The organism is Geodermatophilus sp. TF02-6, from assembly GCF_003319115.1.
Classification (GTDB): Bacteria; Actinomycetota; Actinomycetes; order Mycobacteriales; family Geodermatophilaceae; genus Geodermatophilus.
The window spans coordinates 14,567-39,742 of sequence record NZ_QOHF01000012.1; the positions used below are offsets into that span (position 1 = coordinate 14,567).

Here is a 25,176-nt window from a genome sequence, read left to right on the forward strand (position 1 = left end):
GGTCGGAGGGGCCGCGGTGCCTGCCTCGTCGCCCGATGGGGTATCCCTCGCGATGGCCTGAGTCGGTACCGCAGCCCTGGGCGATGCCCGTCCGGAGGTCACGGTGACACCTCCCGCAGGACGCAGGGCGTCCGCGGGTCCGACACAGGGGACGGCCCGAGACCCCGAGGAGGCCCTCTGCGCCACCTCGACTGCGCCCGCAGAACTCCTCGAGACCGCCGGTCTCGCACCGTCGTCCATCGCAGGGGTGTGCACGGTGACGCTCTTGGTGGGCTTGGCGGTGGCGGCCTTGGTGGGCTTGGTGGTAGCGGCCTTGGTGGGCTTGGTGGTAGCGGCGTCCGTGGCGCTGTCGGGCGTCCCCGTCGCGCTCGTGGGTTCCCTGCTCGTGGGTTCGGCGGTGGCGCTCTTGGTGGGCTTGGCGGTGGCGGCCTTGGTGGGTTCGGCGGTGGCGGCCTTGGCGGGTTCGGCAGGCTCAGCGGCGGTGCCCTCGGCAGCGACGGCGTCCGTGGCGCTGATGCTCGTGGCTTCGCTGCTCGAAGGTTCGGTGGTTGTGGGTTGGCTGATCGTGGGTTCGACGTCCGCGGGCTCGGCGTTCGTGGACGTCGTGCCAGGAGAGCTCGCGGGTGCGCTGCTGGCGGTGTCGAGTACTGGCGTGACGCCGTCCGTGGCCACATCCTCGAGCGGTTCCTCGGCCGAGGCGGATTCGGTGACCGTTCCTTCCGTCGGCGTCGTCACCGGTGTGCTGCTGTCGGGGGTGTCCGCTGTCGACGGACCCGGGAGCGGCGTGGCCGTGGGAGACGGCGTCACCGCGTGGGGCTCGGTTGCGGTGATCGTGTCCGCGGCCGGAGTGACGGCGCCCTGGGTCGACGTGCTGTGATCCGGCGTAGCCCAGGTCGAGCGGGTCATCGGGGGCCTCGGGGCTGTGGGCGACGTCGCCAGGGCCGGATCAGGCAAGGCGAGCTCGGTCGGACCGGGCGCAGCCGTGGCCGGTCTGGCCGGAGGAGTGGCCATCGCCGGGGGGTGTGACCTGCTGGTGCCTCCGACGGGTCGATTCGGCCCGTCGGTGTCCTGGGGATCTGCACCGACGAGGCCCCCTGTGCCGGGAGCCGGAGGAGGTGGAGGGCTGGGAGGGGTTCCCGCGGTGGGAGGGGTCTGCTCGGCCGCAGGAGTCTCAATGATGGGAGGTTCCTCCACCGCGGGAGGAGTCTCCTCGGCCGGAGGTTCCTCCACCGCGGGAGTGGTCTGCGCGGCGGGAGGGGACTGTACCGCGGGAGGTGCCTCTACAGCGCTGGGGGTCGCCGCGGGAGGAGTCGGCTCTGCAGCGGCAGGCTCCTGCACGGCGCTGGGGGTGTCCGCGCGAGGAGAGGTCTCCGCGACCGGAGGTGCTGCCACGGCGCTGGAGGGCTCCGCGGCGGGAGGTGTCTCCACCACGACAGGGGCCTGCGCCGCCTGCGATGGCTCCACGGCGCTGGGGGTTTCCACGAGAGGAGTCCCCTGCGCAGCGGGAGGTGCCTTCACCGTGGGAGGTGTCTCCACGGCAGGGGACGGGTCGCTCGGGTCGTCCGGTGCGGGAGCCTGCCGTGCGGTGGGTGGAGAGTCTGGAGGCGCAGCGACGGGGTCCGGGGGAGCGGGAGGCGATGGTGGCATCGACATGCCGGCCGCCCCGGTGCCCGCCACATCGGGCTCGAGGGCTCGCGTGGGGCCCTCCTCCTCGCTCCGCGTCTCCCCTGCGGACACCGGAGCCGCGTCGGACGGTTCTGATCCTGCCCGCTCCTGGCTCGCAGGTCGGCTCGGCGCCGTTTCGTTCGCAAACGCCGAGTCGGCAGCCGCGCCGAACAGGACCCAGATGCCGCCGAGGAGGAGCAGTCCCATGAGGAGTCGACGGAGCCCGAGCCGACGACCGGCGCGCGGGCTGGGTGTGCGGGACGGCGCCCGGCCGTCCGCCACCATGCCCCCGCCGAGGACCACGTTGCCTCTCCTGTCGACCCAGGGTGGCCGAGCGTGATCACTGGGACGCCCCCCACCGCCAGCTACGAGAGCGGACCATCGACCGTGGTCTGAGAGGTGGTCAACCCCATGGCGCACGGGCCGGCGACGCGCCGAGACACTCATCACATTGGGTGACCATGTACCTGACGATGCGCACAGGTTCATCCGAATGGGTGACCCACTGTCAGTGGTCCCTCACGACCTAGGTAGAGGGTCGTGTCGGCCCAGGGAGGCTCGCACCAGGGCGGGAGGCGCGACGATGGGTCGAGGACCGTCCGGGCGGTGGCGAGGCGCCGCGACGACTCCGTCTCTCAGCCGGCCGTCCACTCCAGCAGCTCGCCCGCGGTCCAGCTGTTGACCACCCGCTCCACCGGGACGCCGCACTCGACGGCGCGCTCGCAGCCGTTGCCCTGCCAGTCCAGCTGACCGGGGGCGTGCGCGTCGGTGTCCACGGCGAACTCGCAGCCGGCGTCAACGGCGAGGGACAGCAGCCGCAGCGGCGGGTCGAGCCGCTCCGGCCGGCAGTTGATCTCGACGGCGGTGCCGTGCTCGACGCAGGCGGAGAACACCGCCTCGGCGTCGAAAGTGCTCTCCGGCCGCGGCCGCTGCCGGCGTCCCTCCCCCTGCTCGCGGGGGACGAGCAGCCGCCCGGTGCAGTGGCCGAGGACGTCGGTGTGCGGGTTTGCCACCGCGGCGAGCATCCGCCCGGTCATGGCCGCCGACTCCGCCCGCAGGTCGGAGTGGACGCTGGCGACGACGACGTCGAGCCGGCCCAGCAGCTCGTCGGTCTGGTCCAGCGAGCCGTCGGTGTCGATGTCGCACTCGATGCCGGTGAGGATCCGGAACGGCGCCAGCTCCTCGTTCAGCTCCGCGACGACGTCCAGCTGCCGCTCGAGCCTGGCCGCGCTGAGCCCGTTGGCCACCGTCAGCCGGGGGGAGTGGTCGGTGAGCGCCACGTAGTCGTGGCCCAGCCCGATCGCCGCCTCGGCCATCTCCCGGATGGGGCTGCCGCCGTCCGACCAGTCCGAGTGCACGTGCAGGTCGCCGCGCAGGTGGCTGCAGAACGCGGCGACGTCGTCGGCCAGCGGCACCAGCGAGCCTGCGGCCTCCTCGAGCCGGGCGAGGTAGTCGGGCACCTCGCCGGCGTGCGCCTGCACGATCGCCGCGCCGGTCTTGGGGCCGATGCCGCGCAGGTCGGTGAGGGTGCGGGTGCGGATCCGCCGGTCGAGCTCCTCCGGGCCGAGGGCGTCGACGACGGCGGCGGCGGTCCGGAAGGCCGCGACCCGGTGCGTGGGCTCGCGGGCGCGCTCCAGGAGGAAGGCGATCCTCCGGAGCGCGGCCGCGGGCGGGAGCGGATCGCTCAGCGGGCGGCCTTCTTCAGCCGCTTCTCGGACCTCCGCTGCGCCTTGGCGGCGCGCTTCTGGGCCCTCCCCAGGTTCTTCTCGGTGGCGTCGGCCGCCTTCTGCGCCGCCCGGCGGGCCCGGTAGCCGACCGACGGCTTGCCCTCGGTGTCGACGGCGGCGATGAGCAGCCCGCCGAGCAGACCCAGGTTCTTGAGGAAGTGCGCGACCTGGCCGAAGCGCTCCTTGGGGTCGTCGTGCTCCCAGAAGCGGTGCCCGGCCAGCGTCGTCGGCACGATGCTGGCCGACAGGGCGAGCGCGGAGAGGCGGGGCAGCTTGCCCAGGGCCAGCAGCGAGCCGGCGGCGACCTTCACCCCGGCGTCGATCCTCACCCACTGCTCGACGTCCCGTGGCACCTGGACCGGCAGCTGCTCGTCGGCCGTGCGGGCGATCTGGTCGACGACGGGGGCGGCACCCGGTACCCGGCTCTGCGGGTTGCGGAGGGTGTCGATCCCGCCGTAGACGAACGACGAGGCGAGCAGCGGCCGGGCGATCCGGCGGACCAACATGGGAGACCTCACTTCCGTCGGGGAGCTGTCGTCGTGCCAGTGCCCCGGCAGGCGCCGGGACACCCCTGATCGGACCGTAGTGAGGTCGCCGCCGATCCGCTGGGTCAGTCGGTGCGGCAGCAGTAGACGACGAGCCGCGTGCGCTTGCCGAAGACGAACTCGGTCGCCGGCTCGCCGGTCTCACCGTCGTAGGCCACCTGCTGGGGGCCCGAGCGGGAGACCACCCGCACCCGCTCGACCTGCAGCTCCGCGTAACCGGAGCTGCGGTCGCTGATCCCGAGCAGCGAGCCGAGCACGGCGCGGGTGCGGCTGAACCGGACGTCGGCGCGCAGGTACTGCACGTCGAGCAGCCCGTCCTCCAGCCGCGGCCGCCAGGCGGGGGTCAGCCCGCGCGGGGTGTAGCGGCAGTTGCCGACGAAGAGGATCCAGACCAGCACCGGCCGGCCGTCGAGCAGCAGCGACACCGGCGTCCCCCGGCGGAGGGTCTGCGCCGCGGCCACCGTCATCGCCGCCCACCTGCCCATGCGCCCGGCCAGCGCGTCGCGGCGGCGCACCATCTCCGGGTAGCTGCCGATGCTGGCGGTGTTGAGGAACGGCGTCCCGTTGACGCAGGCGACGTCCACCTCCACCGCCTGGCCGGCGACCACCGCCTCGGCGGCGTGCTCGACGGTGTGCACGCCCAGGTCGCGGGCGAAGTGGTTGAGCGTGCCGGCGGGCAGGACCGCCAGCGGCAGGCCGTGCTCGAGCGCCACCGCGGCCGCCGCCGCGACGCTGCCGTCACCGCCGGCCACGCCGAGCGCCCGCGCCCGCCCCGACCGCGCGGCGTCCTCCAGCAGGTCGGCGATCGAGTGCTCCGGCGTGCCCTCCCGGACGTCGGCGCGGGGGAGCAGCCGGCGGACGTCCTCGGCCGGGTCGTAGTCCTCCGGGCCCGAGCGGGGGTTGACCGCGACGACCAGCCCCTCCCCCTCGGGCAGCGCCGGCGCGGTGCGCGCGGTCCGCACCCGGGCCGGGGTCGTGGGCCGCACCTGCCACCAGTGCCGGCTGCCCGCGGCGACCGCCATCCCGATGGCCAGGCCGGCGACCACGTCGCCCGGGTAGTGCACGCCCACGTGCACCCGCGAGTAGCCGACGCCGAGTGCCAGCGGTGCCAGCGACGCCCCGACCGCCGGGCTCTCCAGGGCGACGCCGGTGGCGAACGCCCCGGCCGAGGAGGAGTGCCCGCTGGGGAAGGAGTGCGTCGTCGGGGACCGGCGCAGCAGCCGGCCGACCGGGTGCGCGCCGAGGTCGGGACGCCGCCGGCCGAACACCGGCTTGAGGACGGCGTTGACCAGCGCGCTCGACGCCGCCATGGAGCCCAGCCCGCGGATCGCACCCCGCCGCAGCGTCCCGCGGCGCAGCCCGAGCAGGAGGGCGACGGCGATCCAGAGCCGGCCGTGGTCGGCGGCGGTGGACAGCCGGCGCAGCCAGGGGTCGGCGGCCGAGGTGGGCAGGGCGCCGATGGAGGAGTGCAGGCGGGCGTCCCACTGCCGGACGCTGCGCATGCCGCCCGACGCTAGCCCATCCCGCGTCCCGGGGTCCCCCGGATGATCAGCTGAGTCCCCAGGGCCCCTCCGGGGACGCCGCGATGGCGTGAAAATGGGCGGTGGGGCTGCCCGTCGACGCCGACGCTTCCTTGGCACTCGAGGCCGTTGCTGAGTCTGGCGCCGGGGCCCTGCCTGAGGGGTTGCGCACTGTTGCCACGAGCACGCCGGTTAGATTCTTTGATTCCCATCGGACCCCCGGACAGCCCCGCCTGGCGGCAACCTACGCCGAACCGGAGGAAGGGGGGAGAGCGGTGCAACAGCCGATCGAGATCGAGGTCGACGAGCACGAACAGGTCCTGGAGCGGGTCGCCGGGATCGATGTGGCCAAGGCCAGCGGCATGGTGTGTACCCGGACGCCGGCCGAGACCGGCACCGGCCGGCGGGTAACCAAGGTCTGGGAGGTGAAGACGACCACCCGGGCGCTGCTGGAACTGGCCGACCACCTGCGAGCCCAGGGCATCCAGCGCATCGTCTTGGAATCCACCTCGGACTACTGGCGGCCCTTCTACTACCTGCTGGAGGCCGCCGGGCTGACGGTGTGGCTGGTCAACGCCGCCCAGGTGAAGAACGTCCCCGGCCGACCCAAGACCGACAAGATCGACGCGGTGTGGCTGGCCAAGCTGGCCGAGAAGTCGATGGTCTCGGCCTCCTTCGTGCCGGCCGAACCGATACGGCACGTCCGTGATCTGGCCCGGGCCCGCTTCGATCTGGTCGAGGACCGCACCCGGGTCAAGCAGCGGGTCGAGAAGCTCCTCGAGGACGCCCTGATCAAGATCTCGGCGGTGCTCACCGACATCCACGGCGTCTCCGGGCGGGTGATCATCGAGGCGCTGATCGCCGGGCAACGCAACCCCAAGGTCCTCGCCGAACTGGCCAAGGGACGGGCCCGGGCCCGCCGCGCGGAGCTGGAAGCGGCTTGCGATGGCCGGTTCACCGACCACCACGCCCGACTGGCGAAGATGCTGCTCAGTCAGATCGACGACCTCGGTGCGCGCATCGAGGAGGTCACCGCGCTGCTCGACGAGGCGATCGCCGCGCTCCCCGCCCCGGCCCCGGCACCGGCCGACAGCACCACCGCGGGCACCGTCAACGCCGCTGCGCTCGACACCGGGCCGACCGGCTACGCCTCCGCAGTCAAGCGGCTGTGCCAGATTCCCGGCGGTGGCCCGGACTCGGTCCGGGCCGTCATCGGCGAGATCGGCCTGGACATGACGGTGTTCGGCACTCCCCAGCGGCTGTGCTCCTGGGCCAAGACCTCCCCACGCACCGTGGAGTCTGGCCGCAAGAAGGGCAGAGCCCGCACCGGCAAGGGCAACCCGTACCTGAAGGCCGCGCTCGGCCAGATGGCCACCGGTGCGGCCAAGACCGACACCTTCCTCGGCGAGCGCTACCGGCGGTTGATCAGACGGATGCCCAAGGCCAAGGCCCTGGCCGCGCTGGAACGCTCCATCCTGGTGATCATCTTCCACCTACTGGCTGACCCGGCCGCCGAGTTCGCCGATCTCGGCGCCGACTTCTACACCCGCCGCATCGACAAGGCTCGCCGCACCAGCCACCTCACCCGCCAGCTGCAGGCCCTGGGCTACACCGTCGCCCTCACCCCAGCGGCCTGACAGACACGGAATCGCAGCCCCGGGCACCGACCGGGGTCACCTCGTCATGCCCTCTCACCTGACCATTTTCCGGTTAGCTCACGGTCCGGCGTCCTGGCTCACCGTCCACCGTGAGCCTGGACGCGGGACGACCAGCCCACCTGATCGTCCGCGCGGGGGCGCTCAGGCCTTCCGGCGGGCCCGGTAGGCGGCGACCGTCGACCGGCTGGCGCAGGTGTTGGAGCAGTAGCGGCGGCTGGCGTTGCGCGAGGTGTCGACGTAGACGTCCTCGCAGCCCTCGGCCGAGCAGACGCCGATCCGCTGCCACCCGTGCTGGACGACGACCTGCGACAGACCCATCGCGACCGTCGTGGTCAGCTGCTCGAGCGCCGGCGCGTCCGGCCGGGCGTGGTGCAGGTGCAGCTCGCCGTCGTGGTCGGTGGCGTAGGGCTGGGGGGAGGCCAGGGCGAGCAGCGCATTGAGCCGGTCGATCACCTCGGCCTGCGAGCCGGCGACCGCGACGGCGCGGACCAGGTCGGCGGTCCGAGCGGCCTGCGCGGCTTCGTCGGGGGAGAGGTCGACGGCGGTGCCGGGTGAGAACCAGTCGGCGTGCGCGCGGAGGAACGCACCGGCCCACTGCGGCCCGGCGTCCCGGTCGGCGTTGGCCAGGTCGATGGCCAGCTCGACGGCGCTGGACCCGTAGGTGTCGTAGTCCATGGAATCCCCCACCGGTGGGCGGCCGTTGGCGTCGAGTAGGCGTCGTAGTCGGTTTGACTCCCTACGACGCTCCCCCTAGCCTGTAGGTGGTCAACGGGTTTTGACCCCCTACTGTTCCTCTCTGCTGCAACCGAAGTGAGTTCATCGTGCGCTCGTACCTGTCCGTGTGGCGCCTGCCGTCGGCCCCGGTGCTGCTCGTCGCCGGTTTCGCCGGCCGTCTCCCCTCGGCCATGGTCCCGCTCGCGCTGCTGCTCATGGTGCAGCAGCAGACCGGTTCCTACGCGGTCGCCGGCCTCGCGTCGGCCACGTACGGCATCGCGATGGCCGGGGCGGCCCCGGTCCTCGGCCGGTTGGCCGACCGCCGCACGCCGCGCCCGGTCCTGCTGGCCCAGGCCGCGGCCCACCCGCTGCTGCTGACCCTGCTCGTCGCCGTCGTCCTCGGCGGCGCGCCGACCCCGGCGATCGTCGCCGCCTCGGCCGCCGCCGGTGCCGGTACGCCGCTGGTGTCCGGTGCGGTGCGCGCGCTGTGGTCGCGGGTCGACCCGAGGGTGCGCGCCACCGCCTACGCGCTGGACGCCACCGCCACCGAGCTGGTCTTCGTGGCCGGCCCGACCGTGGTCGCCGCGCTCGCGGTGCTGGCCGACCCGGCGTGGGCGGTGGGCGCCGCCGGGGTGCTCGCCGCGGCCGGCGCGCTGGCCGTCGCGACCTCGGGGGCGATGCGCGGCTGGGCGCCGGCCCCCGAGGTGGAGCGGGCCAGCGTGTTCGCCACCGTGCTCGCCCCCGGGATGCCGCGGGTGCTGGCCAGCGGCGCGGCGCTGATGCTCGGCTTCGGCGCGCTCGAGGTCGCCGTCCCCGCGTTCGCCGACGCCGCCGGCGCGCCCGGTATGTCCGGCGTCCTGCTGGCGCTGTGGTCGCTGGGCTCGGTCGCCGGCGGGCTGTGGTTCGGCGCCCGGGTGGTCAGCGTCTCCCTGCCGCGGCAGTACCGGTGGCTGCTGCTCGGGGTCACGATCGGCCTGGCGCCGCTGACCGCGGCGTCGGACCCCTGGGTGCTCGGCGCCCTGCTCTTCCTCGGGGGGACGGCGATCGCGCCGACGCTCACCGTGCAGAACTCCCTGGTCGGCAGCATCGCCCCGGCGCACGCCACGACCGAGGCCTTCACCTGGCTGTCCACGATGGCCACCGGCGCCTCGGCGGTCGGCGCCGCGCTCGGCGGTGCGCTGATCGAGAGCCGGGCGGGGGTGAGCGGCAGCCTGGTGCTGGCCGTCGCCGGTGCCGCGCTGGCCGTCGTGGTGACCCTGGTGCCGGGCCGGCGCCCTGCCCGCCGTCCGGCCGCCGAGCCCGTCGCCGCCTGACCCCACGGGCATGGGAAGCGATACCTGCGTCCACGGGCTCGTGACGCAGGTATCGCTTCCCATGCCCACGGGGGGACGCGTGGAGTGGGCAGCTCGGGGACCCGGGCTGCAGGCCCCGCCCCGGGCGCTGGTACTCTCCGTGTGGTGGTTCCGGGGGGACTCGGACCCCGGGAGGCTTCGCCTAGTCCGGTCTATGGCGCCGCACTGCTAATGCGGTTTGGGTTAACCCCCATCCCGGGTTCAAATCCCGGAGCCTCCGCGCGACACAACTGAACAGCCCGCACCCGTAGCTCAACGGATAGAGCATCTGACTACGGATCAGAAGGTTAGGGGTTCGAATCCCTTCGGGTGCACGTGTGACGTCGCGGCCCCGTCCTCCTCCCGGAGGGCGGGGCCGCGGTCTGTCCGGGAGGCGGCCGGCGCGGGTCAGTCGTTCGGCGTGAGGTACCACCGGGCGGGGTCGAGGTCGCCCGGTGGGCCGGCGTCGTCCAGCCGGTGCACCAGCAGGTGGAAGGCGAAGTCGTCCACCGCGAACCCGGCCTCCGCGAGGGCCGGCTGCAGAGCGGGCACGGCCAGGGCGCCGACCTTGCGGATCTCGCGGGCCGCCGACTCCCGGTGCGCGGTCCGCACGACCGCGGCGATCGCGGCGACCCTGGCCTCGTGGTCCACGGCGAGGAGGTCCTCCAGCAGCCACTGGCGGTCGCCGTGCCGGCGCGAGGTGACGATCGCCACGAGCTCGCCGCCGCGGCGGACCCCCTCCCACCGCACGGGAGCGAAGAGGGCCTTCCAGGACAGGGTGCGGGCGTCGCGCACGGTGCACACGAGCTCGCCGCGGCACCGCTCCCAGAGCGCGTCGACGTCCCCCGGCTCGACCGCGGGGTCGACGTCGTAGCCGGCCGGGACCGCCGGGAGCCGGCCGAGCGGCCTGCTCCACAGGGGGAACCCGGCACGGGCTGCCTGGGGGAGGTGGGGGAGCAGGGCCAGCATGCGCGCGTTGGGGACGACGTAGACGGCGGCCACCCCGTCCCGGCTCAGCGGGTCGGCCAGGGACAGCAGCATCCCGAGGACCGGGTGGGAGGAGAGCGGGGCCGAGTTCTGCCTGCGGACGTCCGGGGAGACGATCGCGCCGTGCACCCGTGCCGCCGCCACCTCGGTGCCGTGGACGTTGAGCAGGGTGCGCAGCGCGGTGACCTGGCCGACGACGGTCCCGTCCGCGGCGACGGCCACCGCCACCCGGCTCGGACCGTGCGGGGCGTGCCGGTGCCGGGCTCGCCACTGCTCGGTGGTGAGCACGCCCCAGCCGGCCTCCTCCCACAGCCTCAGCAGCTGGGGGAGGTCCGCGTCCTGCATCGGGCGGATCCGCGGCGGGAGGACGTCTCCCGTCACGGGGTGCCGATCGGGTCGAGGGAGGGGGACCGGGCCGCCCGACGGTGTGGTGCCGGCGCCCCGGGCCGCTCGGTGAGGCGGCCGTCGCGCATCTCGAACGTCCGGTCGGCGATGGCGAGCGTCGACTGGCGATGGCTGATCAGCACGACGGTCCGCCCGCTCGCCGCCGCCGTGATGGCCTCGAGGACGTCGGCCTCGGTCTCCGCGTCGAGGGCCGACGTCGGCTCGTCCAGGACGAGGACCGGTGCGTTCCTCACCAGGGCACGGGCCAGCGCGATGCGCTGGGCCTGTCCTCCGGAGAGGGTGGTGCCGTGCTCGCCCAGGACCGTGTCGTAGCCGTCGGGCAGCTGCTCGACGAACTCGTCTGCGCGGGCCCGGCGCGCCGCCGCTTCGACGTCCGAGCGGCTCGCTCCCGGGGACCCGAAGCGGATGTTGTCGGCCACCGAGACGGGGAAGAGGTAGGGCTCCTGCAGGACGAGGGCGACCTGGTGCCGGAGGAGGCGCAGCGGGAGGTCGCGCACGTCGATGCCGTCGAGCAGCACCCGCCCCTGCCAGGGGTCGTAGAAGCGCGGGACGAGGGAGGCGAGGGAGGACTTGCCCACTCCGCTCGGCCCCACGATCGCGGTCACCTCGCCCGGAGCCGCCCGCAGGTCCACCCCGCGCAGCACGGGGCGGCTCTCGTCGTAGCCGAAGACCACCCCCTCCCACACGACCTCCCCCCGCAGCGCCGCCGGCACGACCGGCCGCAGCGGCTCGGGGACGTCGTCGTCGGAGTCGAGGATCTCCACCACCCTCCGGCCCCGGGAACGGATCTCGACGACGCCGCCGACGGCCTTCGCGAGCGACTGCAGCGGCGCGTAGAGGGACGAGAGGTAGGCCGTGAAGACCAGCAGGTCCCCCAGGGTCAGGCTGCCGGACAGCACGCGCACGGCACCGACCCCGAGGACGGCCGCCGACCCGATCCCGGTGACGGCGATCGTCGACTGCTCCCAGGCCGTGGTCAGGAAGGTCGAGCCGGCGTACGCGCGGGCCACCCGCTGGGCGTCGGCGTCCACCCGGTTGCGCACGTAGCGCTCGCCGGAGAAGGCGTGTACGACCTTGATCGCCGAGAGCGCGTTCTCGACGAAGGTCATGAGCTTGCCCCACCGGTCGAACTGCTCGCTGGTCGTCCGGTCCAGCCGAGGGGCGAACCAGTACAGCGCGGCCAGGAGCAGCGGCACGACCGTCATCGCCACTCCGGCCAGCGGCAGGTCGACGCCGGCCAGCACCAGGAACATCCCGACCAACGTGATCAGCGCGACCAGGCCCGGCAGGAGGGTCTGCGCGACGATCGCGCCGACGAACACGTCCTGGGTGCTCCGCTGCAGGAGGTCGCCCACCTCGTGCCGGCCGTGGAAGCCCAGGGACAGCCGCTGCAGCTTGTCGAAGACCTCCCGGGCCAGCTCGAGGACCATGTCCTGGGCCGCCCGCAGCACCCGGCGCGCCACCACGAGGCTCAGCCACAGGCCGAGCACGGCCAGCAGGACGGCGACCGCCACGGTCCAGCCGAGCAGCGCACGCCGGGAGTCCGGGCCGGGGAGGACCTCCAGGAGCCCCGCCACGGCGGGCGGGAGTGGTCGGCCGCCGAGCACGTAGTCGACGACGACCTTCACCGTCCACGGCCGGAGCAGGTCCACCAGGCCGGCCAGCAGGGCCAGCACCAGCGCGAGCAGGAGCGCGCCCGCGTGTGGCCGCAGATGGCGCAGCAGCCGCCGTGGCATCGACATCAGCCCGGCCGACCTCCCGGCTCCGGGACGGCCGGCGTGCTCCCGGCGACCGTCGCATCGAGGGCGCGGCGCACGGCTCGGCGGACTCCCGCGGCCTCGATCGCCGCGGCGCCGAGCAGGACCGCGGGGACGACGACGAGCCCCGGGGCGACGACGGGGAGGGCCAGGGCCGCGGCCAGCGCCGCCAGGTATCCCCTCCGCAGGGTGAGGCGGGTGCGCCACCGCGGCTGCCAGCGCCAGACCACCGCGGTGGTGAGGCGACAGCGCACGCACGGGCCCACGCTCACCGAGAGGTCCCACGGGTCGGTGGGACTCCCGGGCGTGACGGTCCGCCAGCCCCGGGCCAGCTCCCCCTGCAGCGCGGTCAGCCACGCGGTCCGGTCGCCCGTCCAGGGCGGCGCGACGTCGTCCGTCGGGGCCAATGCTCGCCCGCGCAGGCGTCCCCAGGTGCGCACGAACGGCTGCACGGCGTGCAGCACACCGGCGAGGCAGCGCAGCCGGACCGGGGCGGGCTCGCCGCGGCCGGGGCGGATGGCGACGGCGGCGAGGGCGGCGTAGGCCAGGACCAGCAGCACGGCGCTCACCGGGAGGGCGAGCGCCCAGGGCCACCACCCCGCGGCGAGCGCCCCGGCGAGGGCCACGGGTGCCGACAGGGGGAGCAGCGCGCTGCCCAGCTGCACGGCCGCGTCCGCTCGATGGCGGAGGACGCGCTGGTAGGGCGCCGTGCCGAAGCAGCCGTGGTAGAGCACGGGCCGCAGGACGGGCCAGCGCATGCGCGGGGACGAGTACAGGAAGCCGTTCCACCGGGCCTGCCCGAGACGGTTGAACCGCTCGGCGTGCCGACCGGAGACCATGCGCTCGGATCGACCGTAGTTGCGCTGCTGGCGCAGGTAGCGCGCCACCGTGTCCCGGCGGTGGTGCCACACCTGCGCGGCGTGCGCGAAGCCGATCTCGTGACCGGCGTCCAGCAGCCGCCAGCACACGTCGACGTCGTCCCCGGCGCTGGTGTACGCGGGGTCGAAACCACCGAGGCCGGCGAGGATCTCGCGGCGGAAGGCCATGTTGCAGCCGGCGACGTGCTCGGCGCGGTCGTCGGCCACCAGGACCTGCACGGGTCCGCCGGGGGAGGCGCTCACCACGCGCTCCTGGAAGCCCGCACCCGGCACGGGGAAGTTGGGGCCCCCGGTGGCCGCCACGCCGTCCTCCATCGACAGCGCCAGGTGGTAGGGCCAGTCGGGGTCGCACCTGGCGTCGGCGTCGAGGTAGGCGACGATCTCGCCGCTCGCGGCGGCGAGGCCGGCGTTGCGGGCGGCGCTGAGCCCGCCGTGGTCCAGGGGAAGCAGCCGGAACGGGTACCGGGCGGCGATCTCCGCCGTGCCGTCGGTGGAGCCGTCGTCGCACACGATGACCTCGAGGCCCGGGTAGTCGACCGCCCGGAGGGAGTCCAGGCAGTCGGCGAGGTAGCGCTCCTCGTCGTAGGCGCACACGACCACCGAGACGCTGGGCCAGACGGGGCGCAGGTCCCGGACGTCCCGCCGGGCCCACTCCTCGACCGCGGCCAGGGCGGCCTTGGGCCGACGGTCCTCGGTGGTGATCCCGAAGCCCCACCCGCCCACGGGCTCGCCGCCGACGCTCCACTCGTCGGTCCACGAGAAGACGCACGCGCCGGCCGCTCCGCAGGCGTCGACCTCGGCGAGCTGGGCGGCGAGCGACTGCGCCTGCCGTTCGGCGCCGTGCACCTGCTCGGCCAGGCCCAGCTCGGAGATGACGACCGGCCGGTCGTCGGCCAGGACGTGCAGGTGCGACGCGTACCTGCGCAGCGTTCCGGGGTGCTCGAGGAACACGTTGAACGCCAGGAAGTCGGCCCCCTCGACGTCGAGGTACTCCGTGGTGGGGTAGTTCGCGTAGGTGACCAGCAGGTCGGGGGCGGTCTGGTGGGCGTGCGCCACGAGCTGGGAGAGGGTGTCGCGCACCCGCCCGATGCTCTCCACCCGCACGAGGTCGCCCGGGACCTCGTTGCCGATGACGAGGCCGAGGACGGCGCTCTCCCGGCCGGCGCAGACGGCGACGGCGTCGTCCACCGCTCGCCGGCCGGCGTCCAGGACCCGGCGGTGCTCGGCGGGCCCCGGGGACATCCGCCAGTCGGCGTAGTCCAGCCCGACGAGCAGCCGGAGGCCCTCCTCCGCGGCGGTCTCGACGAGGTCCGGCGGGGGGACGGCGTAGGTGCGGACCGTGGTGAGCCCGAGCGCGCTCATGGCCGAGAGGTCTCGGCGGATTCCCGGGAGCTCGGGGAAGGGAGAGCCGTCGGACCGGGGGAGGAAGGACCCGTAGGTCACCCCGCGGACCGGGAAGGTGCGTCCCCCGGCGAGGAACTTCTTGCCGGCCACGCGGACGCGGTCCCGTGCGGCCGGAGGGGTGGGGCCTCGCGGGGCCGGTGGCGGGGTGGTCCGCACGGCGTCGGCGGCCCCCCCGCTGCGCCGGCTGGTCTGGTGCACCTCGTCAACCGTCGGCGGTCACGGCCGGACACCGGGTCCCGAGGCCGTCCGGCGGAGTCGGGTCACCGTCGACGTCGGCCTGCCGGCCGGTGGAGAGGTCGTCGACGCACACCACCGTGTCGCCGCGCCGGAGGAGAGCCCCGCGGAGGTGGAAGCCCGGGAAGCCGGCTCCGCCGGTGACGACGACTCGCATGGGCATCCTCCCGGGAAGCTGCGGCGGGCGGGGTGGAGCTGCCCGCGCAGGGAGGAGCGGCAGGTCCGGAGGAGTGACCGCCCGCGGTGAGGCGAGTCCCGAGCCTCGCGCACCTCTCTGGCCGCGGAGAGCTTGCGAGATCGCTCCTGGCCGGTCAAGGGGGTCGGCGTGGGCACGGGGGCGCTTTGGCGTTGCCGGGTCGTTCCGGCGAGCGGGCCCTCGGGATGGCGTCGACGTGCGGTGTTCGCCGACGTGCCGTCGGTGAGGTGGGGGCGGGGGGCCGGTCCTGGCGGTCTGGCCGCGTTGGTCGGTCCACCCAGCAGTGGGTGGCCACTCATTGCCGGCTGCCCCCGCCTGCCCCAACTGTGACCTGTGTCACTCGACGGGGTCAAGGCCGCCCCGGCGTGTCGGTGTGCGGGTCCGGTGACCCCTCACCCGACCCGGCGGAGAGCCTCCGGCGACAGCTGCTCCACCGCGGTGTACCCGGTCAGCCCCAGCGTCAGGTCGAACTCGCCGAGCACGTCGGACACCACCTGGCGCACGCCGTCCTCGCCGGCCAGCCCCAGCCCCCAGGCGAACGGCCGGCCCAGCAGCACGGCCCGGGCTCCCAGCGCGACGGCGGTGAACACGTCCGCGCCGCTGCGCACCCCGCTGTCGAGCAGCACGGGGGCGCGGTCGCCGACCGCGGCGACGACGTCGGGCAGCGCGTCCAGCGCGGCGATCGAGCGGTCCACCTGCCGCCCTCCGTGCGTGCTCACCACCACGCCGTCCACCCCCTCGTCGAGCGCCCGGCGGGCGTCGTCGGGGTGCAGCACGCCCTTGAGCAGGACCGGCAGCCGGGTGCGCGACCGCAGCCAGGCCAGGTCGGCCCAGGTGATCGACGGCCGGGAGTAGATGGCCAGGAACGTCTCGACGGCGGCCCGCGGCAGCGGCGAGCGCAGGTTGTCCCGCAGCGGCCCCGGCCAGGCCCGCGCCATCCCGACCAGCGCCCGGACGGCGGACAGCGTGGGTCGCGGCTGGCGGTCGCGCCGGGCCGAGGCGGCCGGCTCGGCCGGGGTGGGCGCGGCCGCCCGCTGCTCCGCCAGCCGGCGGAACACCGGGTCGGAGGTGTACTGCGCGATGCCCTTGCCGAGCGCGAACGGCAGGTGGCCGAGGTCGAGGTCGCGCGGTCGCCAGCCCAGCATCGTGGTGTCGAGGGTGACCACCAGCGCGTCGCAGCCGCAGGCCTCGGCCCGGCCGACCAGGCTCTCCACCAGCTCGTCGGAGGTCGACCAGTACAGCTGGAACCACCGCGGGGCCGCCCCCATCACCGCGGCGCACCGCTCCATGGGCACCGACGCCTGGTTGGAGAAGACCATCGGCACGCCGAGCCCGGCCGCGGCGCGCGCCACCGCCAGGTCGGCCTCCGGGTGCACCAGCTCCAGCGCCCCCACCGGCCCGAGCAGCAGCGGCGCGGGCAGCCGCCGGCCGAACAGCTCCACCGAGGTGTCGCGGACGCTCACGTCCCGCAGCACCCGGGGGACGACGGCCCACCGGTCGAACGCGGCGCGGTTGGCCCGCTGCGTGGTCTCCTCCCCGGCCCCGCCCGCCACGTAGGCGTAGGCGCGGGCGGCCAGCCGCTCCCGCGCGCGGCGCTGCAGGGCCCGCGCCGCCGTCGGCACCCGCGGCCGGTGGCCGTAGACCCCGGCGCGGTAGACCTCGTCCTGCCGACGGCGACCGGTACCCGCTGCGGAGTCCACCTCGCCACCGTAGTGCGCCCTTCCTCGCACCCTCGCCGGACGGTCCCGGACCGGGATCCTGGCGACACGCCGCGGCGACACGCGGGACCGGTCGGTGACCGGGGGTCCCGGCGCGTCACGCACGCCATCATGGAGGGCACCGGGGCGCTGCGGGTGCGCCGCGGTGACCAGGGGGAAGCGCACGTGCCGGTCGCCACCAGGCCTCGCCGACGGCTCGTCCCGAGCCTCGTGACCACCGCAGGGCTGTGGGCGGTCCTGGCCTGTGCCGGCATCGTCGGCGCGGCACCCGCGGCCGCCGTCGACGACCCCGCCCGGCCCGACTCCCGGGTCACGCACGGCCCCAGCTGCCGCCCCGGTGGGATCGTCGTCGAGGTCACCGGCGGCAGCACCCCCTACGCCGTCACCCTCGCCACCACCCGTCGGCCTGCGGGGGAGGACGCCGCCGAGGTGGCGCCCGGCGCCGTCGTCGTCCTCGGCACCGGCGACGTCGACTGGGGCGAGACGATCGACCCCAGCCTGGCGTACACGGCGCTCGACGGCTCGGGCACCGCGTTCGTCGACGAGCTGGACGGCTACAGCTCCACCCGGCCGAGGTGGGAGGACTGCGCCGCCATCGCCCCGCCGACCGCCGCCACCGGCGTCCCCTCGGCCGCTGCGCCGCCGGTCGCCGCGGGTCCCGCCGCGGACGTGCCGGTCCCCGACCTGCCCGCGGCGGGTGGCGCCGGGGCCGCGGCCGCGCTCGACCGGACTCCGGTGGTCCCCGCCGCTGCCGAGGAGGCCACCCCGGACGGGGACACCTCCTGGCCGCTGCTGGCCGGGGGGTCGGCGCTGGTCGCCGTCGCGGTCGGCCTGGCCGCGGCCGCCGGACGCCGGCGTCCGCGACCGCCCGCCCCTCCCGGGAGCGGCTGAGCGCGGCCTCGGCGACGATGGGGGCGTGCCCCGGCCCGAGGACGCCCTCACCCAGGACCTCCCGGGCGACGGCGTCCCCCGCGACGTCGCCGCGGTCCCCGGGGCGGCACCCGGCCCGGCGGAGACCTGGCTGCGCATCGTCCAGGTGCACGACCGCATCACCCGCCGCGTCGACTCGGCCCTGCACCGCGAGCACGGCCTCTCCCTCACCGGGTACGAGGCGCTGCGGCGGCTCGCGGAGACGCCCGGCGAGCGCGCCAGCATGGGCGAGGTCGCCGAGGCGCTCGGCCTCTCGCGGGCCGGGGTGACCAGCACGATGACCCGGCTGGTGGCCGAGGGTCTGGTGGTCCGCGAGCGGACGGCGGGGGACCGGCGGCTGCTGCACGCCCGGCTCACCCCGGCCGGCCGGGCCAGGGTCGAGGAGGCCCGGTCCACCCACGACGGCCTCGTGGCCCACCTGCTCGCCCTGCTCGGCGACGACGCCGCGGTCGTCACCGACGCCCTCGCCCGCGTCTCCGCGGCCGCCCGCACCCGCCGCTGACGCAAGGACCCCGTCCTCCCCACCCCTCGCAGGCTCGGGGCGGTGCCCTGGACGGGGCCGCCCCCGCCCCCACCCGGGGACACTTCAAGCCCGTAGTGTTTCCCGGGAGCCAGCGCCGGGCAGGAGGCGATCGTGCGGATGGGGATCGAGCAGTGCTCCGTGGTCGTGCCGACCGTCGGCCGGCCGTCCCTCGACGTGCTGCTCGACGCCCTGGCGGCGGCGTCCGGTCCGCGTCCGGCGGAGATCGTGCTGGTCGACGACCGGCCCTCCGGAGAGCCGCTGCGGCCGGAGCGGCCGGGCCTGCCCCCGGTCCGCGTCGTCCGCACCGGGGGCGGCGGGCCGGCCCGCGCCCGCAACCTGGGCTGGCGCACCGCGCGCACCGAGTGGATCGCCTTCCTCGACGACGACGTCGTCCCCGGCCCGGACTGGTACTCCCGGCTGGCCGCCGACCTCGCCGACCTGCCGGTCGACGTCGCCGGCAGCCAGGGCCGGATCCGGGTGCCGCTGCCGGAGCACCGCCGGCCCACCGACTGGGAGCGCGGCACCGCGGGCCTGGCCACCAGCGCCTGGATCACCGCCGACCTCGCCTACCGCCGCGCCGCCCTGGCCGCGGTCGGCGGCTTCGACGAGCGCTTCCCGCACGCCTTCCGCGAGGACTCCGACCTCGCCCTGCGGGTGGTGGACACCGGCGCCCGGCTGGTCCGCGGGCAGCGCCGGACCACCCACCCGGTCCGTCCGGTCGACCGCTGGGTCAGCGTGCGCGTGCAGGCGGGCAACGCCGACGACGTCCTCATGCGCCGGCTGCACGGCCGCGGCTGGCGGGAGCGCGCCGCGGCCCCGCTGGGCCGCCGTCCGCAGCACCTGGCCGTCACCGCCGCCGGGCTGGCCGCCGTCGGCCTGGCCGCCGCCCGGCGCCCCCGGGCCGCGGCCGCGGCCGCGCTCGCCTGGGCGGCCGCCACCGCCGAGTTCGCCCGGGCCCGCATCGCGCCCGGCCCCCGCGACCGCGCCGAGGTCGCCACCATGCTCGCCACCAGCGCGCTCATCCCGCCGCTGGCGACCTGGCACGTGCTGCGCGGGGTGGTGCGGCACCGGCGGGTGCGGCCCTGGCGCGGGCTGCCCGACCTGGTCCTGTTCGACCGCGACGGCACCCTGGTGCGCGACTACCCGTACAACGGCGACCCGGAGCTGGTGAAACCGGTCCCCGGGGCGAGGGAGGCCGTCGACGCGCTCCGGGCCCGCGGCGTGCGGGTCGGCGTGGTCAGCAACCAGTCCGGCGTCGCCCGCGGATTGATCACCCGCGAGCAGGTCGACGCCTGCACGAGCCGCCTGGCGGAGCTGCTCGGCCCGTTCCACACCGTCCAGGTCTGCCCGCACGGTCCGGACGACGGCTGCACCTGCCGCAAGCCCGCGCCCGGCCTGGTCGAGGCCGCCTGCGCCGAGGCGGGCGTCGACCCCGCCCGGTGCGTGGTCATCGGCGACATCGGCGCCGACGTCGAGGCCGCGGCCGCCGCCGGGGCCGCGGGGATCCTCGTGCCGACGCCGGTCACCCGACGGTCCGAGGTCGATGCGGCACCCCGCCGCGCGGCCACCCTGACCGAGGCGGTCGACGCGGTGCTGGCAGGGGAGTGGTGAGTCGCACCGTCCTCGTCGCCCGGCTGGACTCGGTCGGCGACGTGCTCGTCCAGGGGCCGATGGTGCGCGCCGTGGCCGCCGGCGCCGACCGGGTCGTGTTCCTCGCCGGCCCCGCCGGAGCCGAGGCGGCCCGCCTGCTGCCCGGCGTCGACGAGGTCTGGACCTGGGCCTGCCCGTGGATCCTCGGCGACCCCCCGCCGGTCGACGCCGGTGACCTCGCCGCGCTCACCGGGCGGGTCCGCGCGCTCGCACCCGACGAGGCCGTCGTCTCCACGTCGTTCCACCAGTCGCCGCTGCCGCTGGCGCTGCTGCTGCGCGCCGCCGGGGTGCCGCGGATCTCGGCGATCAGCGTCGACCACCCCGGCTCGCTGCTCGACGTCCGCCACCGGGTGGGCCTCGACGACGACACGGACCTGCCCGAACCCGAGCGGGCGCTGTCGCTGGCCCGCGCCGCGGGCTTCGACCTGCCGGCCGGCGACGACGGCCGGCTCGCCGTGCGCCGACCCCTGCCCGCACCAGCTGACGTGCTCTCCCGGTTCGGTGACGTCCAGGCTCGTGGCGCGCGGGCACCCGGCACGGGGGAGGACTCGTCACCCGAATACGTCGTGCTGCACCCCGGCGCGTCGGTGCCCGCCCGCGCCTGGCCGGCGCACCGCTGCACCGAGGCGGTCGAGGCGCTCACCGATGCCGGCCACCGGGTGCTGGTCACCGGCGGTCCGGGGGAGCGCGAGCTGACCGCCGTCGTCGCGGGCCGCCGCGGCGTCGACCTCGGCGGCGCGCTGAGCCTGGCCGAGCTGGCGGCGCTGCTCGACGGCGCCGCGGCGGTCGTCGTCGGCAACACCGGCCCCGCCCACCTGGCCGCCGCCGTCGGGACCCCGGTGGTCTCGCTGTTCTCCCCGGTCGTGCCGGCCGCGCGGTGGGCCCCCTACGGTGTGCCCACCGTGCTGCTCGGCGACCAGCACGCCCCCTGCCGGCTCACCCGGGCCCGCGAGTGCCCGGTGCCCGGCCACCCCTGTCTCTCGTCGGTGAGCGCAGCCGACGTGGTCGCTGCCGTGGAGAAGTTGGGAAGCCGATGAAGGTCCTGCTCTGGCACGTGCACGGCTCGTGGACGACGGCGTTCGTCCTGGGCCGCCACGAGTACCTGCTGCCGGTCACGCCCGACCGGGGTCCCGACGGGCTGGGCCGGGCCCGCACCTGGGACTGGCCGGCCTCGGCCCGCGAGGTGACCCCCGAGCAGCTGCGCGACGAGGACGTCGACGTCGTCGTCCTGCAGCGCGTGCGCGACCTGGAGCTGGTGCGGGAGTGGCTGGGCCGCGAGCCCGGCCGCGACCTGCCCGCCGTCTTCCTCGAGCACAACGCGCCGGACGGGTCCGCCACCCACACCCGGCACCCGCTGGCCGACCGGTCGGACATCCCGATCGCCCACGTCACCTACTTCAACCAGCTCTGCTACGACAACGGCCGGGCGCCGACGACGGTGATCGAGCACGGCATCGTCGACCCCGGCGAGCGCTGGACCGGCGAGCTGGCCCGCGCCGCCGTCGTCACCAACGAGCCAGTCCGCCGCGGCCGCACCGTCGGCGCCGACCTGCTGGCGGGCCTGGCCGCGGTCGCGCCGGTCGACGTCTTCGGCATGGGCCTGGCCGGTCTGCACGAGCGCTACGGCCTCGACCCCGACCGGGTCGCGCTGCACGACGACCCGCCGCAGGCCGCGATGCACGCCGAGCTGGCCCGCCGTCGGGTGTACGTGCACCCGGTGCGCTGGACCTCGCTCGGGCTGTCCCTGCTGGAGGCGATGCACCTGGGCATGCCGGTGGTCGGGCTGGCCACCACCGAGGTGGTCGAGGCGGTGCCGCGCGAGGCGGGCGTGCTCTCCACGGACCCGGAGCGGCTCTGGGCCGCCGTCCGCACCTACCTGCACGACGAGGACGCCGCCCGGCTGGCCGGGAAGGCCGCCCGCGCGGCCGCCCTGGAGCGCTACGGCCTGCCGCGCTTCCTGGCGGACTGGGATCGCCTGCTGAGCGAGGTGACACGGTGAGGATCGACCTGGTCAGCGAGCACGCCAGCCCCCTGGCCGCGATCGGTGGGGTCGACGCCGGCGGGCAGAACGTGCACGTCGCCGCGCTGGCCGCGGGGCTGGCCCGCCGCGGGCACGAGGTCACCGTGCACACCCGCCGCGAGGACCCCGACCAGCCCGACCGGGTGACCACCGCCGACGGCTACGACGTCGCCCACGTGACCGCGGGGCCTGCGCGGGTGCTGCAGAAGGACGCGCTGCTGCGGCACATGCCCGAGTTCGCCGCGGTGCTGCGCCGGACCTGGGCCGCGGCTCCGCCGGACCTCGTGCACGCGCACTTCTGGATGAGCGGGCTGGCCGCGGTCGCCGCGGGCGGCGCGGGGCGGGCGGGGGCGGGGCGGGCGGGGACGATCCCGATCGTGCAGACCTTCCACGCCCTCGGCTCGGTCAAGCGCCGCCACCAGGGCGTCGCGGACACCTCCCCGGCGCAGCGCATCGAGCTCGAGCGGGCGCTGTGCCGCACCGTCACCCACGTGGTCGCCACCTGTTCCGACGAGGTGTTCGAGCTGCGCCGCCTCGGCCTGACCAGCGACCGGGTCTCGGTCGTCCCGTGCGGCGTGGACACCGTGCTGTTCACACCCCGCGGCCCGGTGGCTCCGCGCACGCCCTCCTCTCCCCACGGCCCGGTCGCCCCGCACGGCGGCCGCCCGCGGCTGCTCGTGCTCGGGCGGCTGGTCGAGCGCAAGGGCCAGGAGGACGCCGTCCGGGCGCTGGCCGCTGTCCCCGGCGCCGAGCTGGTCGTCGTCGGCGGGCCCCCGGCCGGGCAGGTGGACGACGACCCGGAGGTGCGCCGGCTGCGCGCGGTCGCCGCGTCCCTCGGCGTCGCCGACCGGCTGGTGTTCACCGGAGCGGTGGCGCGGGCTGACGTCCCGGCGTGGATCCGCTCGGCCGACGTCGTCCTCGCCGTGCCCTGGTACGAGCCGTTCGGGATCACCCCGCTGGAGGCCATGGCCTGCGGTCGGCCGGTGGTCGCCACCGCCGTCGGCGGGTTGCAGGACTCCGTCGCCGACGGCGTCACCGGCGACCTCGTCCCGCCGCGCGACCCCGCCCGGCTCGGCGGGGTGCTCGCCGCGCTGCTCGCCGACGACGCCCGCCGGGCTGCCTACGGCGCGGCCGGGGTGCGCCGGGCCCACGACCGCTACCGGTGGGCCCGCGTGGTCGCCGACACCGAGTCCGTGTACCGACAGGTCCTCGCCAGCCGCCGTCCCGTGGAGGTCGCCCGATGAACCCAGCTCCGCTCTCCGCGGCTCCGCACTCCACCGGTGAGGTGGTGTCGCCGGACGCGTGCACCCACCTCACCGGCGCCGACCACGTGGCCTCGCTGACCGCGGCACTGGGCTGCCTCTCCGGGCAGCTGGACACCCTGGACCGCTGGGGCCGGATGCTCGTCGACGTGCTGTGCGGGTCGGGGCGGGGGCGGCTGCTGGCGGCCGGCAACGGCGGCAGCGCCGCGCAGGCCCAGCACCTGACCGCCGAGTTGGTCGGCCGCTACCGGGCCGACCGCCCGCCGTTCTCCGCGATCTGCCTGACCGCGGAGACCTCGTCGCTGACCGCGATCGCCAACGACTACCCCTCCGACGAGCTGTTCGCCCGCCAGGTGGAGGCGCACGGCCGGGTCGGTGACGTGCTGGTGCTGCTGTCGACGTCCGGCCGCAGCCCCAACGCCGTCGCCGCCGCCCGCCGGGCCCGCGAGTGCGGCATCACGGTGCTGGCGATGACCGGGCCCACACCCAACCCGCTGGCCGGGACGTGCGACGACGCCGTCTGCATCGACTCCCCGTGGACGGCCACCGTGCAGGAGTGCCACCTGGTCGCCCTGCACCTGGTGTGCGCCGCCTTCGACGCCGCGGTGCTCGCCGAGCCCGCCCGCGTGCCGGACACCCGCCTCGGGGTCGCCCGGTGAGCGCGCCGGGGCCGCTGGTCGTCGTCGGCGACGCGCTGCTCGACGTCGACCTGGTCGGCACGGCGTCCCGGCTCACCCCCGACGCCCCGGTGCCGGTGGTGGAGGACGTCGAGACCCGGGAGCGCCCCGGCGGGGCGGCGCTGGCCGCGGTGGTCGCGGCGGCCGCCACCTCCCGCGAGGTCGTGCTGGTGACCCCGGTGGCCGACGACGAGGACGCCGACCGGCTGCGGGCGCTGCTGGCCGGCCGGGTGCGGCTGGTGGAGGTCCCGGCCGCCGGGGGCACGGCGGTGAAGCGCCGCGTGCGGGTGGGGGACCACTCGGTGGTGCGCATCGACAGCGGCGCGCCGGTGGCGGGGGTGGGTCCGCTGCCCGCGGAGGCCGCCGCGGTGGTCCGCGACGCCGCCGCCGTCCTGGTGGCCGACTACGGCCGGGGGACGTCGGCGGCCGCCGACGTCCGGGCGGCGCTGGCCGAGGCCCGCGGCCCGGTCGTGTGGGACCCGCACCCCCGCGGCGCCGACCCGCTGCCCACGGCGCGGCTGGTGACGCCCAACGGCGCCGAGGCCACCCGGGTGGCGGCGGCCGTCGGGGTGGCCGCCGAGGGGGCCGGGCTGGCCGCGGTCGGCGCCCGGGCCGAGGCGCTGATCCGGCACTGGGGCGTCGGCGCGGTCGCGGTGACCCTCGGCGCCCGGGGCGCGCTGCTCTCCTACGGGGAGGGCGCCCCCATGGTGGTTCCCGCGGTGCCGGTGAGCGGGGGCGACCCGTGCGGCGCCGGCGACTCGTTCGCCGCCGCCGCGGCGCTGGCGCTGGCCGACGGCGCGGTGACCGGCGAGGCGGTGGCGGTCGCGGTGGCGTTCGCCGGCGCCTTCGTCGCCCGCGGCGGCGCCAGCGCGTGGGACCGGGCCTGGGACGCCCAGCCGCAGCCGGAGCCGGAGGTCGCCGTCGCGCCGGGGGCCGACGCGGTGATCGCCCGGGTCCGCGCCGGCGGCGGCACGGTGGTGGCTACCGGAGGCTGCTTCGACCTGCTGCACCCCGGGCACGTCGCCACGCTGCGGGCGGCCCGAGGGCTGGGCGACTGCCTGGTCGTGTGCGTCAACTCCGACGAGTCGGTGCGCCGGCTCAAGGGCCCGTCGCGCCCGCTGGTGACCGCCGCCGACCGCGCGCGGGTCCTGGAGGCGCTGGAGTTCGTCGACGCGGTCGTCGTCTTCGACGAGGACACCCCCGCCGAGGTGCTCGACCGGCTGCGCCCGGACGTGTGGGCCAAGGGCGGCGACTACGCGGGTGCGGACCTGCCCGAGGCCGCGGTGCTGCGTCGCTGGGGCGGCCAGGCCGTCGTCCTGCCCTACCTCGACGGGCACTCCACGACCGCCCTGGTCGAGCGCTCCCGCGTGTGAAC

At 76.0% G+C, this 25,176-nt stretch carries 20 protein-coding genes and 3 tRNA genes; 13 read left to right on the top strand and 10 right to left on the bottom strand.

Annotated features, from left to right (window positions below; all coding sequences use genetic code 11):
- The first annotated feature begins 256 nt into the window (after nt 1-256).
- Nucleotides 257-877, top strand: coding sequence for a hypothetical protein (locus DQ238_RS12270; protein ID WP_147263063.1), 621 nt, complete (start codon nt 257-259; stop codon nt 875-877).
- 1,423 nt (nt 878-2,300) lie between these two features.
- Here the strand turns inward: DQ238_RS12270 and DQ238_RS12275 are convergent.
- The 3 genes from DQ238_RS12275 to DQ238_RS12285 all read right to left on the bottom strand — a co-directional run bounded on the left by DQ238_RS12275 (nt 2,301) and on the right by DQ238_RS12285 (nt 5,439).
- Entirely contained in the window at nt 2,301-3,353 is a 1,053-nt protein-coding gene (locus DQ238_RS12275; protein ID WP_113781674.1) for a PHP domain-containing protein, read from the bottom strand.
- A complete protein-coding gene (locus tag DQ238_RS12280; protein ID WP_113781675.1) occupies nt 3,350-3,898 on the bottom strand; it encodes a DoxX family protein in 549 nt (182 codons plus the stop codon). The genes DQ238_RS12275 and DQ238_RS12280 overlap by 4 nt, the downstream gene beginning before the upstream one ends.
- Nucleotides 3,899-4,002: 104 nt before the next feature.
- A complete protein-coding gene (locus DQ238_RS12285; protein WP_113781568.1) occupies nt 4,003-5,439 on the bottom strand; it encodes a bifunctional phosphatase PAP2/diacylglycerol kinase family protein in 1,437 nt (478 codons plus the stop codon).
- 293 nt (nt 5,440-5,732) lie between these two features.
- Between DQ238_RS12285 and DQ238_RS12290 the strand changes: the two genes are divergently transcribed.
- A complete protein-coding gene (locus DQ238_RS12290) occupies nt 5,733-7,094 on the top strand; it encodes an IS110 family transposase (protein ID WP_233495915.1) in 1,362 nt (453 codons plus the stop codon).
- A gap of 162 nt (nt 7,095-7,256) precedes the next feature.
- On the opposite strand, the gene DQ238_RS12295 is transcribed toward DQ238_RS12290, so the two are convergent.
- Nucleotides 7,257-7,790 (bottom strand): CGNR zinc finger domain-containing protein, encoded by a 534-nt coding sequence (locus DQ238_RS12295; protein ID WP_113781569.1) that lies wholly within the window; start codon nt 7,788-7,790, stop codon nt 7,257-7,259.
- A 146-nt stretch (nt 7,791-7,936) separates the two neighbouring features.
- On the opposite strand from DQ238_RS12295, the gene DQ238_RS12300 reads away from it, so the two are divergent.
- Entirely contained in the window at nt 7,937-9,142 is a 1,206-nt protein-coding gene (locus tag DQ238_RS12300; RefSeq protein WP_113781570.1) for an MFS transporter, read from the top strand.
- 142 nt (nt 9,143-9,284) lie between these two features.
- On the opposite strand, the gene DQ238_RS22810 is transcribed toward DQ238_RS12300, so the two are convergent.
- Nucleotides 9,285-9,421: transfer RNA gene (locus DQ238_RS22810), tRNA-Gln, on the bottom strand.
- Nucleotides 9,313-9,401 (top strand) — tRNA-Ser (locus DQ238_RS12305). The two genes, DQ238_RS22810 and DQ238_RS12305, sit on opposite strands and share 89 nt — an antisense overlap.
- Nucleotide 9,422: 1 nt before the next feature.
- A tRNA-Arg gene (locus DQ238_RS12310) sits at nt 9,423-9,495 on the top strand.
- 73 nt (nt 9,496-9,568) lie between these two features.
- Here DQ238_RS12310 and DQ238_RS12315 read toward each other — a convergent pair.
- The 5 genes from DQ238_RS12315 to DQ238_RS12335 all read right to left on the bottom strand — a co-directional run bounded on the left by DQ238_RS12315 (nt 9,569) and on the right by DQ238_RS12335 (nt 16,721).
- Entirely contained in the window at nt 9,569-10,492 is a 924-nt protein-coding gene (locus DQ238_RS12315; RefSeq protein ID WP_113781571.1) for a GNAT family N-acetyltransferase, read from the bottom strand.
- Nucleotides 10,493-10,524: 32 nt separating this feature from the next.
- Nucleotides 10,525-12,294 (bottom strand): ABC transporter ATP-binding protein, encoded by a 1,770-nt coding sequence (locus DQ238_RS12320; RefSeq protein WP_113781572.1) that lies wholly within the window; start codon nt 12,292-12,294, stop codon nt 10,525-10,527.
- Nucleotides 12,294-14,681, bottom strand: a complete 2,388-nt coding sequence (locus tag DQ238_RS12325; protein WP_147263064.1) for a glycosyltransferase — start codon at nt 14,679-14,681, stop codon at nt 12,294-12,296. The genes DQ238_RS12320 and DQ238_RS12325 overlap by 1 nt, the downstream gene beginning before the upstream one ends.
- A gap of 112 nt (nt 14,682-14,793) precedes the next feature.
- Nucleotides 14,794-14,982, bottom strand: coding sequence for an NAD-dependent epimerase/dehydratase family protein (locus tag DQ238_RS23270; RefSeq protein ID WP_199506315.1), 189 nt, complete (start codon nt 14,980-14,982; stop codon nt 14,794-14,796).
- 431 nt (nt 14,983-15,413) lie between these two features.
- Nucleotides 15,414-16,721 carry an alpha-hydroxy-acid oxidizing protein gene (locus DQ238_RS12335; RefSeq protein ID WP_113781574.1) on the bottom strand — a complete coding sequence of 436 codons (1,308 nt, stop codon included), beginning with the start codon at nt 16,719-16,721 and terminating at the stop codon, nt 15,414-15,416.
- Between the two features lie 129 nt (nt 16,722-16,850).
- Between DQ238_RS12335 and DQ238_RS12340 the strand changes: the two genes are divergently transcribed.
- From DQ238_RS12340 to rfaE2, 8 genes are all read left to right on the top strand, one after another.
- A complete protein-coding gene (locus DQ238_RS12340) occupies nt 16,851-17,630 on the top strand; it encodes a hypothetical protein (RefSeq protein ID WP_113781575.1) in 780 nt (259 codons plus the stop codon).
- A 25-nt stretch (nt 17,631-17,655) separates the two neighbouring features.
- Nucleotides 17,656-18,171 (top strand): MarR family winged helix-turn-helix transcriptional regulator, encoded by a 516-nt coding sequence (locus DQ238_RS12345; protein WP_113781576.1) that lies wholly within the window; start codon nt 17,656-17,658, stop codon nt 18,169-18,171.
- A gap of 138 nt (nt 18,172-18,309) precedes the next feature.
- Nucleotides 18,310-19,803, top strand: a complete 1,494-nt coding sequence (locus tag DQ238_RS12350; RefSeq protein ID WP_113781577.1) for an HAD-IIIA family hydrolase — start codon at nt 18,310-18,312, stop codon at nt 19,801-19,803.
- Nucleotides 19,800-20,879 carry a glycosyltransferase family 9 protein gene (locus DQ238_RS12355; protein WP_113781677.1) on the top strand — a complete coding sequence of 360 codons (1,080 nt, stop codon included), beginning with the start codon at nt 19,800-19,802 and terminating at the stop codon, nt 20,877-20,879. The genes DQ238_RS12350 and DQ238_RS12355 overlap by 4 nt, the downstream gene beginning before the upstream one ends.
- The gene (locus DQ238_RS12360) at nt 20,876-21,841 is read left to right on the top strand and encodes a glycosyltransferase (protein ID WP_113781578.1); all 966 of its coding nucleotides are present in this window, start codon (nt 20,876-20,878) and stop codon (nt 21,839-21,841) included. Before DQ238_RS12355 ends, DQ238_RS12360 begins: the two co-directional genes overlap by 4 nt.
- Nucleotides 21,838-23,106: a glycosyltransferase gene (locus DQ238_RS12365; protein ID WP_113781579.1), complete on the top strand. Its 1,269-nt coding sequence runs from the start codon at nt 21,838-21,840 to the stop codon at nt 23,104-23,106. Before DQ238_RS12360 ends, DQ238_RS12365 begins: the two co-directional genes overlap by 4 nt.
- Nucleotides 23,103-23,783 carry an SIS domain-containing protein gene (locus DQ238_RS12370; protein ID WP_113781580.1) on the top strand — a complete coding sequence of 227 codons (681 nt, stop codon included), beginning with the start codon at nt 23,103-23,105 and terminating at the stop codon, nt 23,781-23,783. The genes DQ238_RS12365 and DQ238_RS12370 overlap by 4 nt, the downstream gene beginning before the upstream one ends.
- Nucleotides 23,780-25,174, top strand: coding sequence for a D-glycero-beta-D-manno-heptose 1-phosphate adenylyltransferase (rfaE2, locus tag DQ238_RS12375; protein ID WP_113781581.1), 1,395 nt, complete (start codon nt 23,780-23,782; stop codon nt 25,172-25,174). Before DQ238_RS12370 ends, rfaE2 begins: the two co-directional genes overlap by 4 nt.
- The last annotated feature ends 2 nt before the right edge of the window (nt 25,175-25,176 follow it).

Excerpts from the sequence above, each read along its gene's own strand:
- DQ238_RS12315 (WP_113781571.1), bottom strand. The coding sequence starts at position 10,492 with ATGCAGGACGCGGACCTCCCCCAGCTGCTGAGGCTGTGGGAGGAGGCC.
- DQ238_RS12350 (WP_113781577.1), top strand. The coding sequence starts at position 18,310 with ATGGGGATCGAGCAGTGCTCCGTGGTCGTGCCGACCGTCGGCCGGCCG.
- DQ238_RS12295 (WP_113781569.1), bottom strand. The coding sequence starts at position 7,790 with ATGGACTACGACACCTACGGGTCCAGCGCCGTCGAGCTGGCCATCGAC.
- DQ238_RS12370 (WP_113781580.1), top strand. The coding sequence starts at position 23,103 with ATGAACCCAGCTCCGCTCTCCGCGGCTCCGCACTCCACCGGTGAGGTG.
- DQ238_RS12360 (WP_113781578.1), top strand. The coding sequence starts at position 20,876 with ATGAAGGTCCTGCTCTGGCACGTGCACGGCTCGTGGACGACGGCGTTC.
- DQ238_RS12280 (WP_113781675.1), bottom strand. The coding sequence starts at position 3,898 with ATGTTGGTCCGCCGGATCGCCCGGCCGCTGCTCGCCTCGTCGTTCGTC.
- DQ238_RS12285 (WP_113781568.1), bottom strand. The coding sequence starts at position 5,439 with ATGCGCAGCGTCCGGCAGTGGGACGCCCGCCTGCACTCCTCCATCGGC.
- DQ238_RS23270 (WP_199506315.1), bottom strand. The coding sequence starts at position 14,982 with ATGCGAGTCGTCGTCACCGGCGGAGCCGGCTTCCCGGGCTTCCACCTC.
- DQ238_RS12320 (WP_113781572.1), bottom strand. The coding sequence starts at position 12,294 with ATGTCGATGCCACGGCGGCTGCTGCGCCATCTGCGGCCACACGCGGGC.
- DQ238_RS12340 (WP_113781575.1), top strand. The coding sequence starts at position 16,851 with ATGGAGGGCACCGGGGCGCTGCGGGTGCGCCGCGGTGACCAGGGGGAA.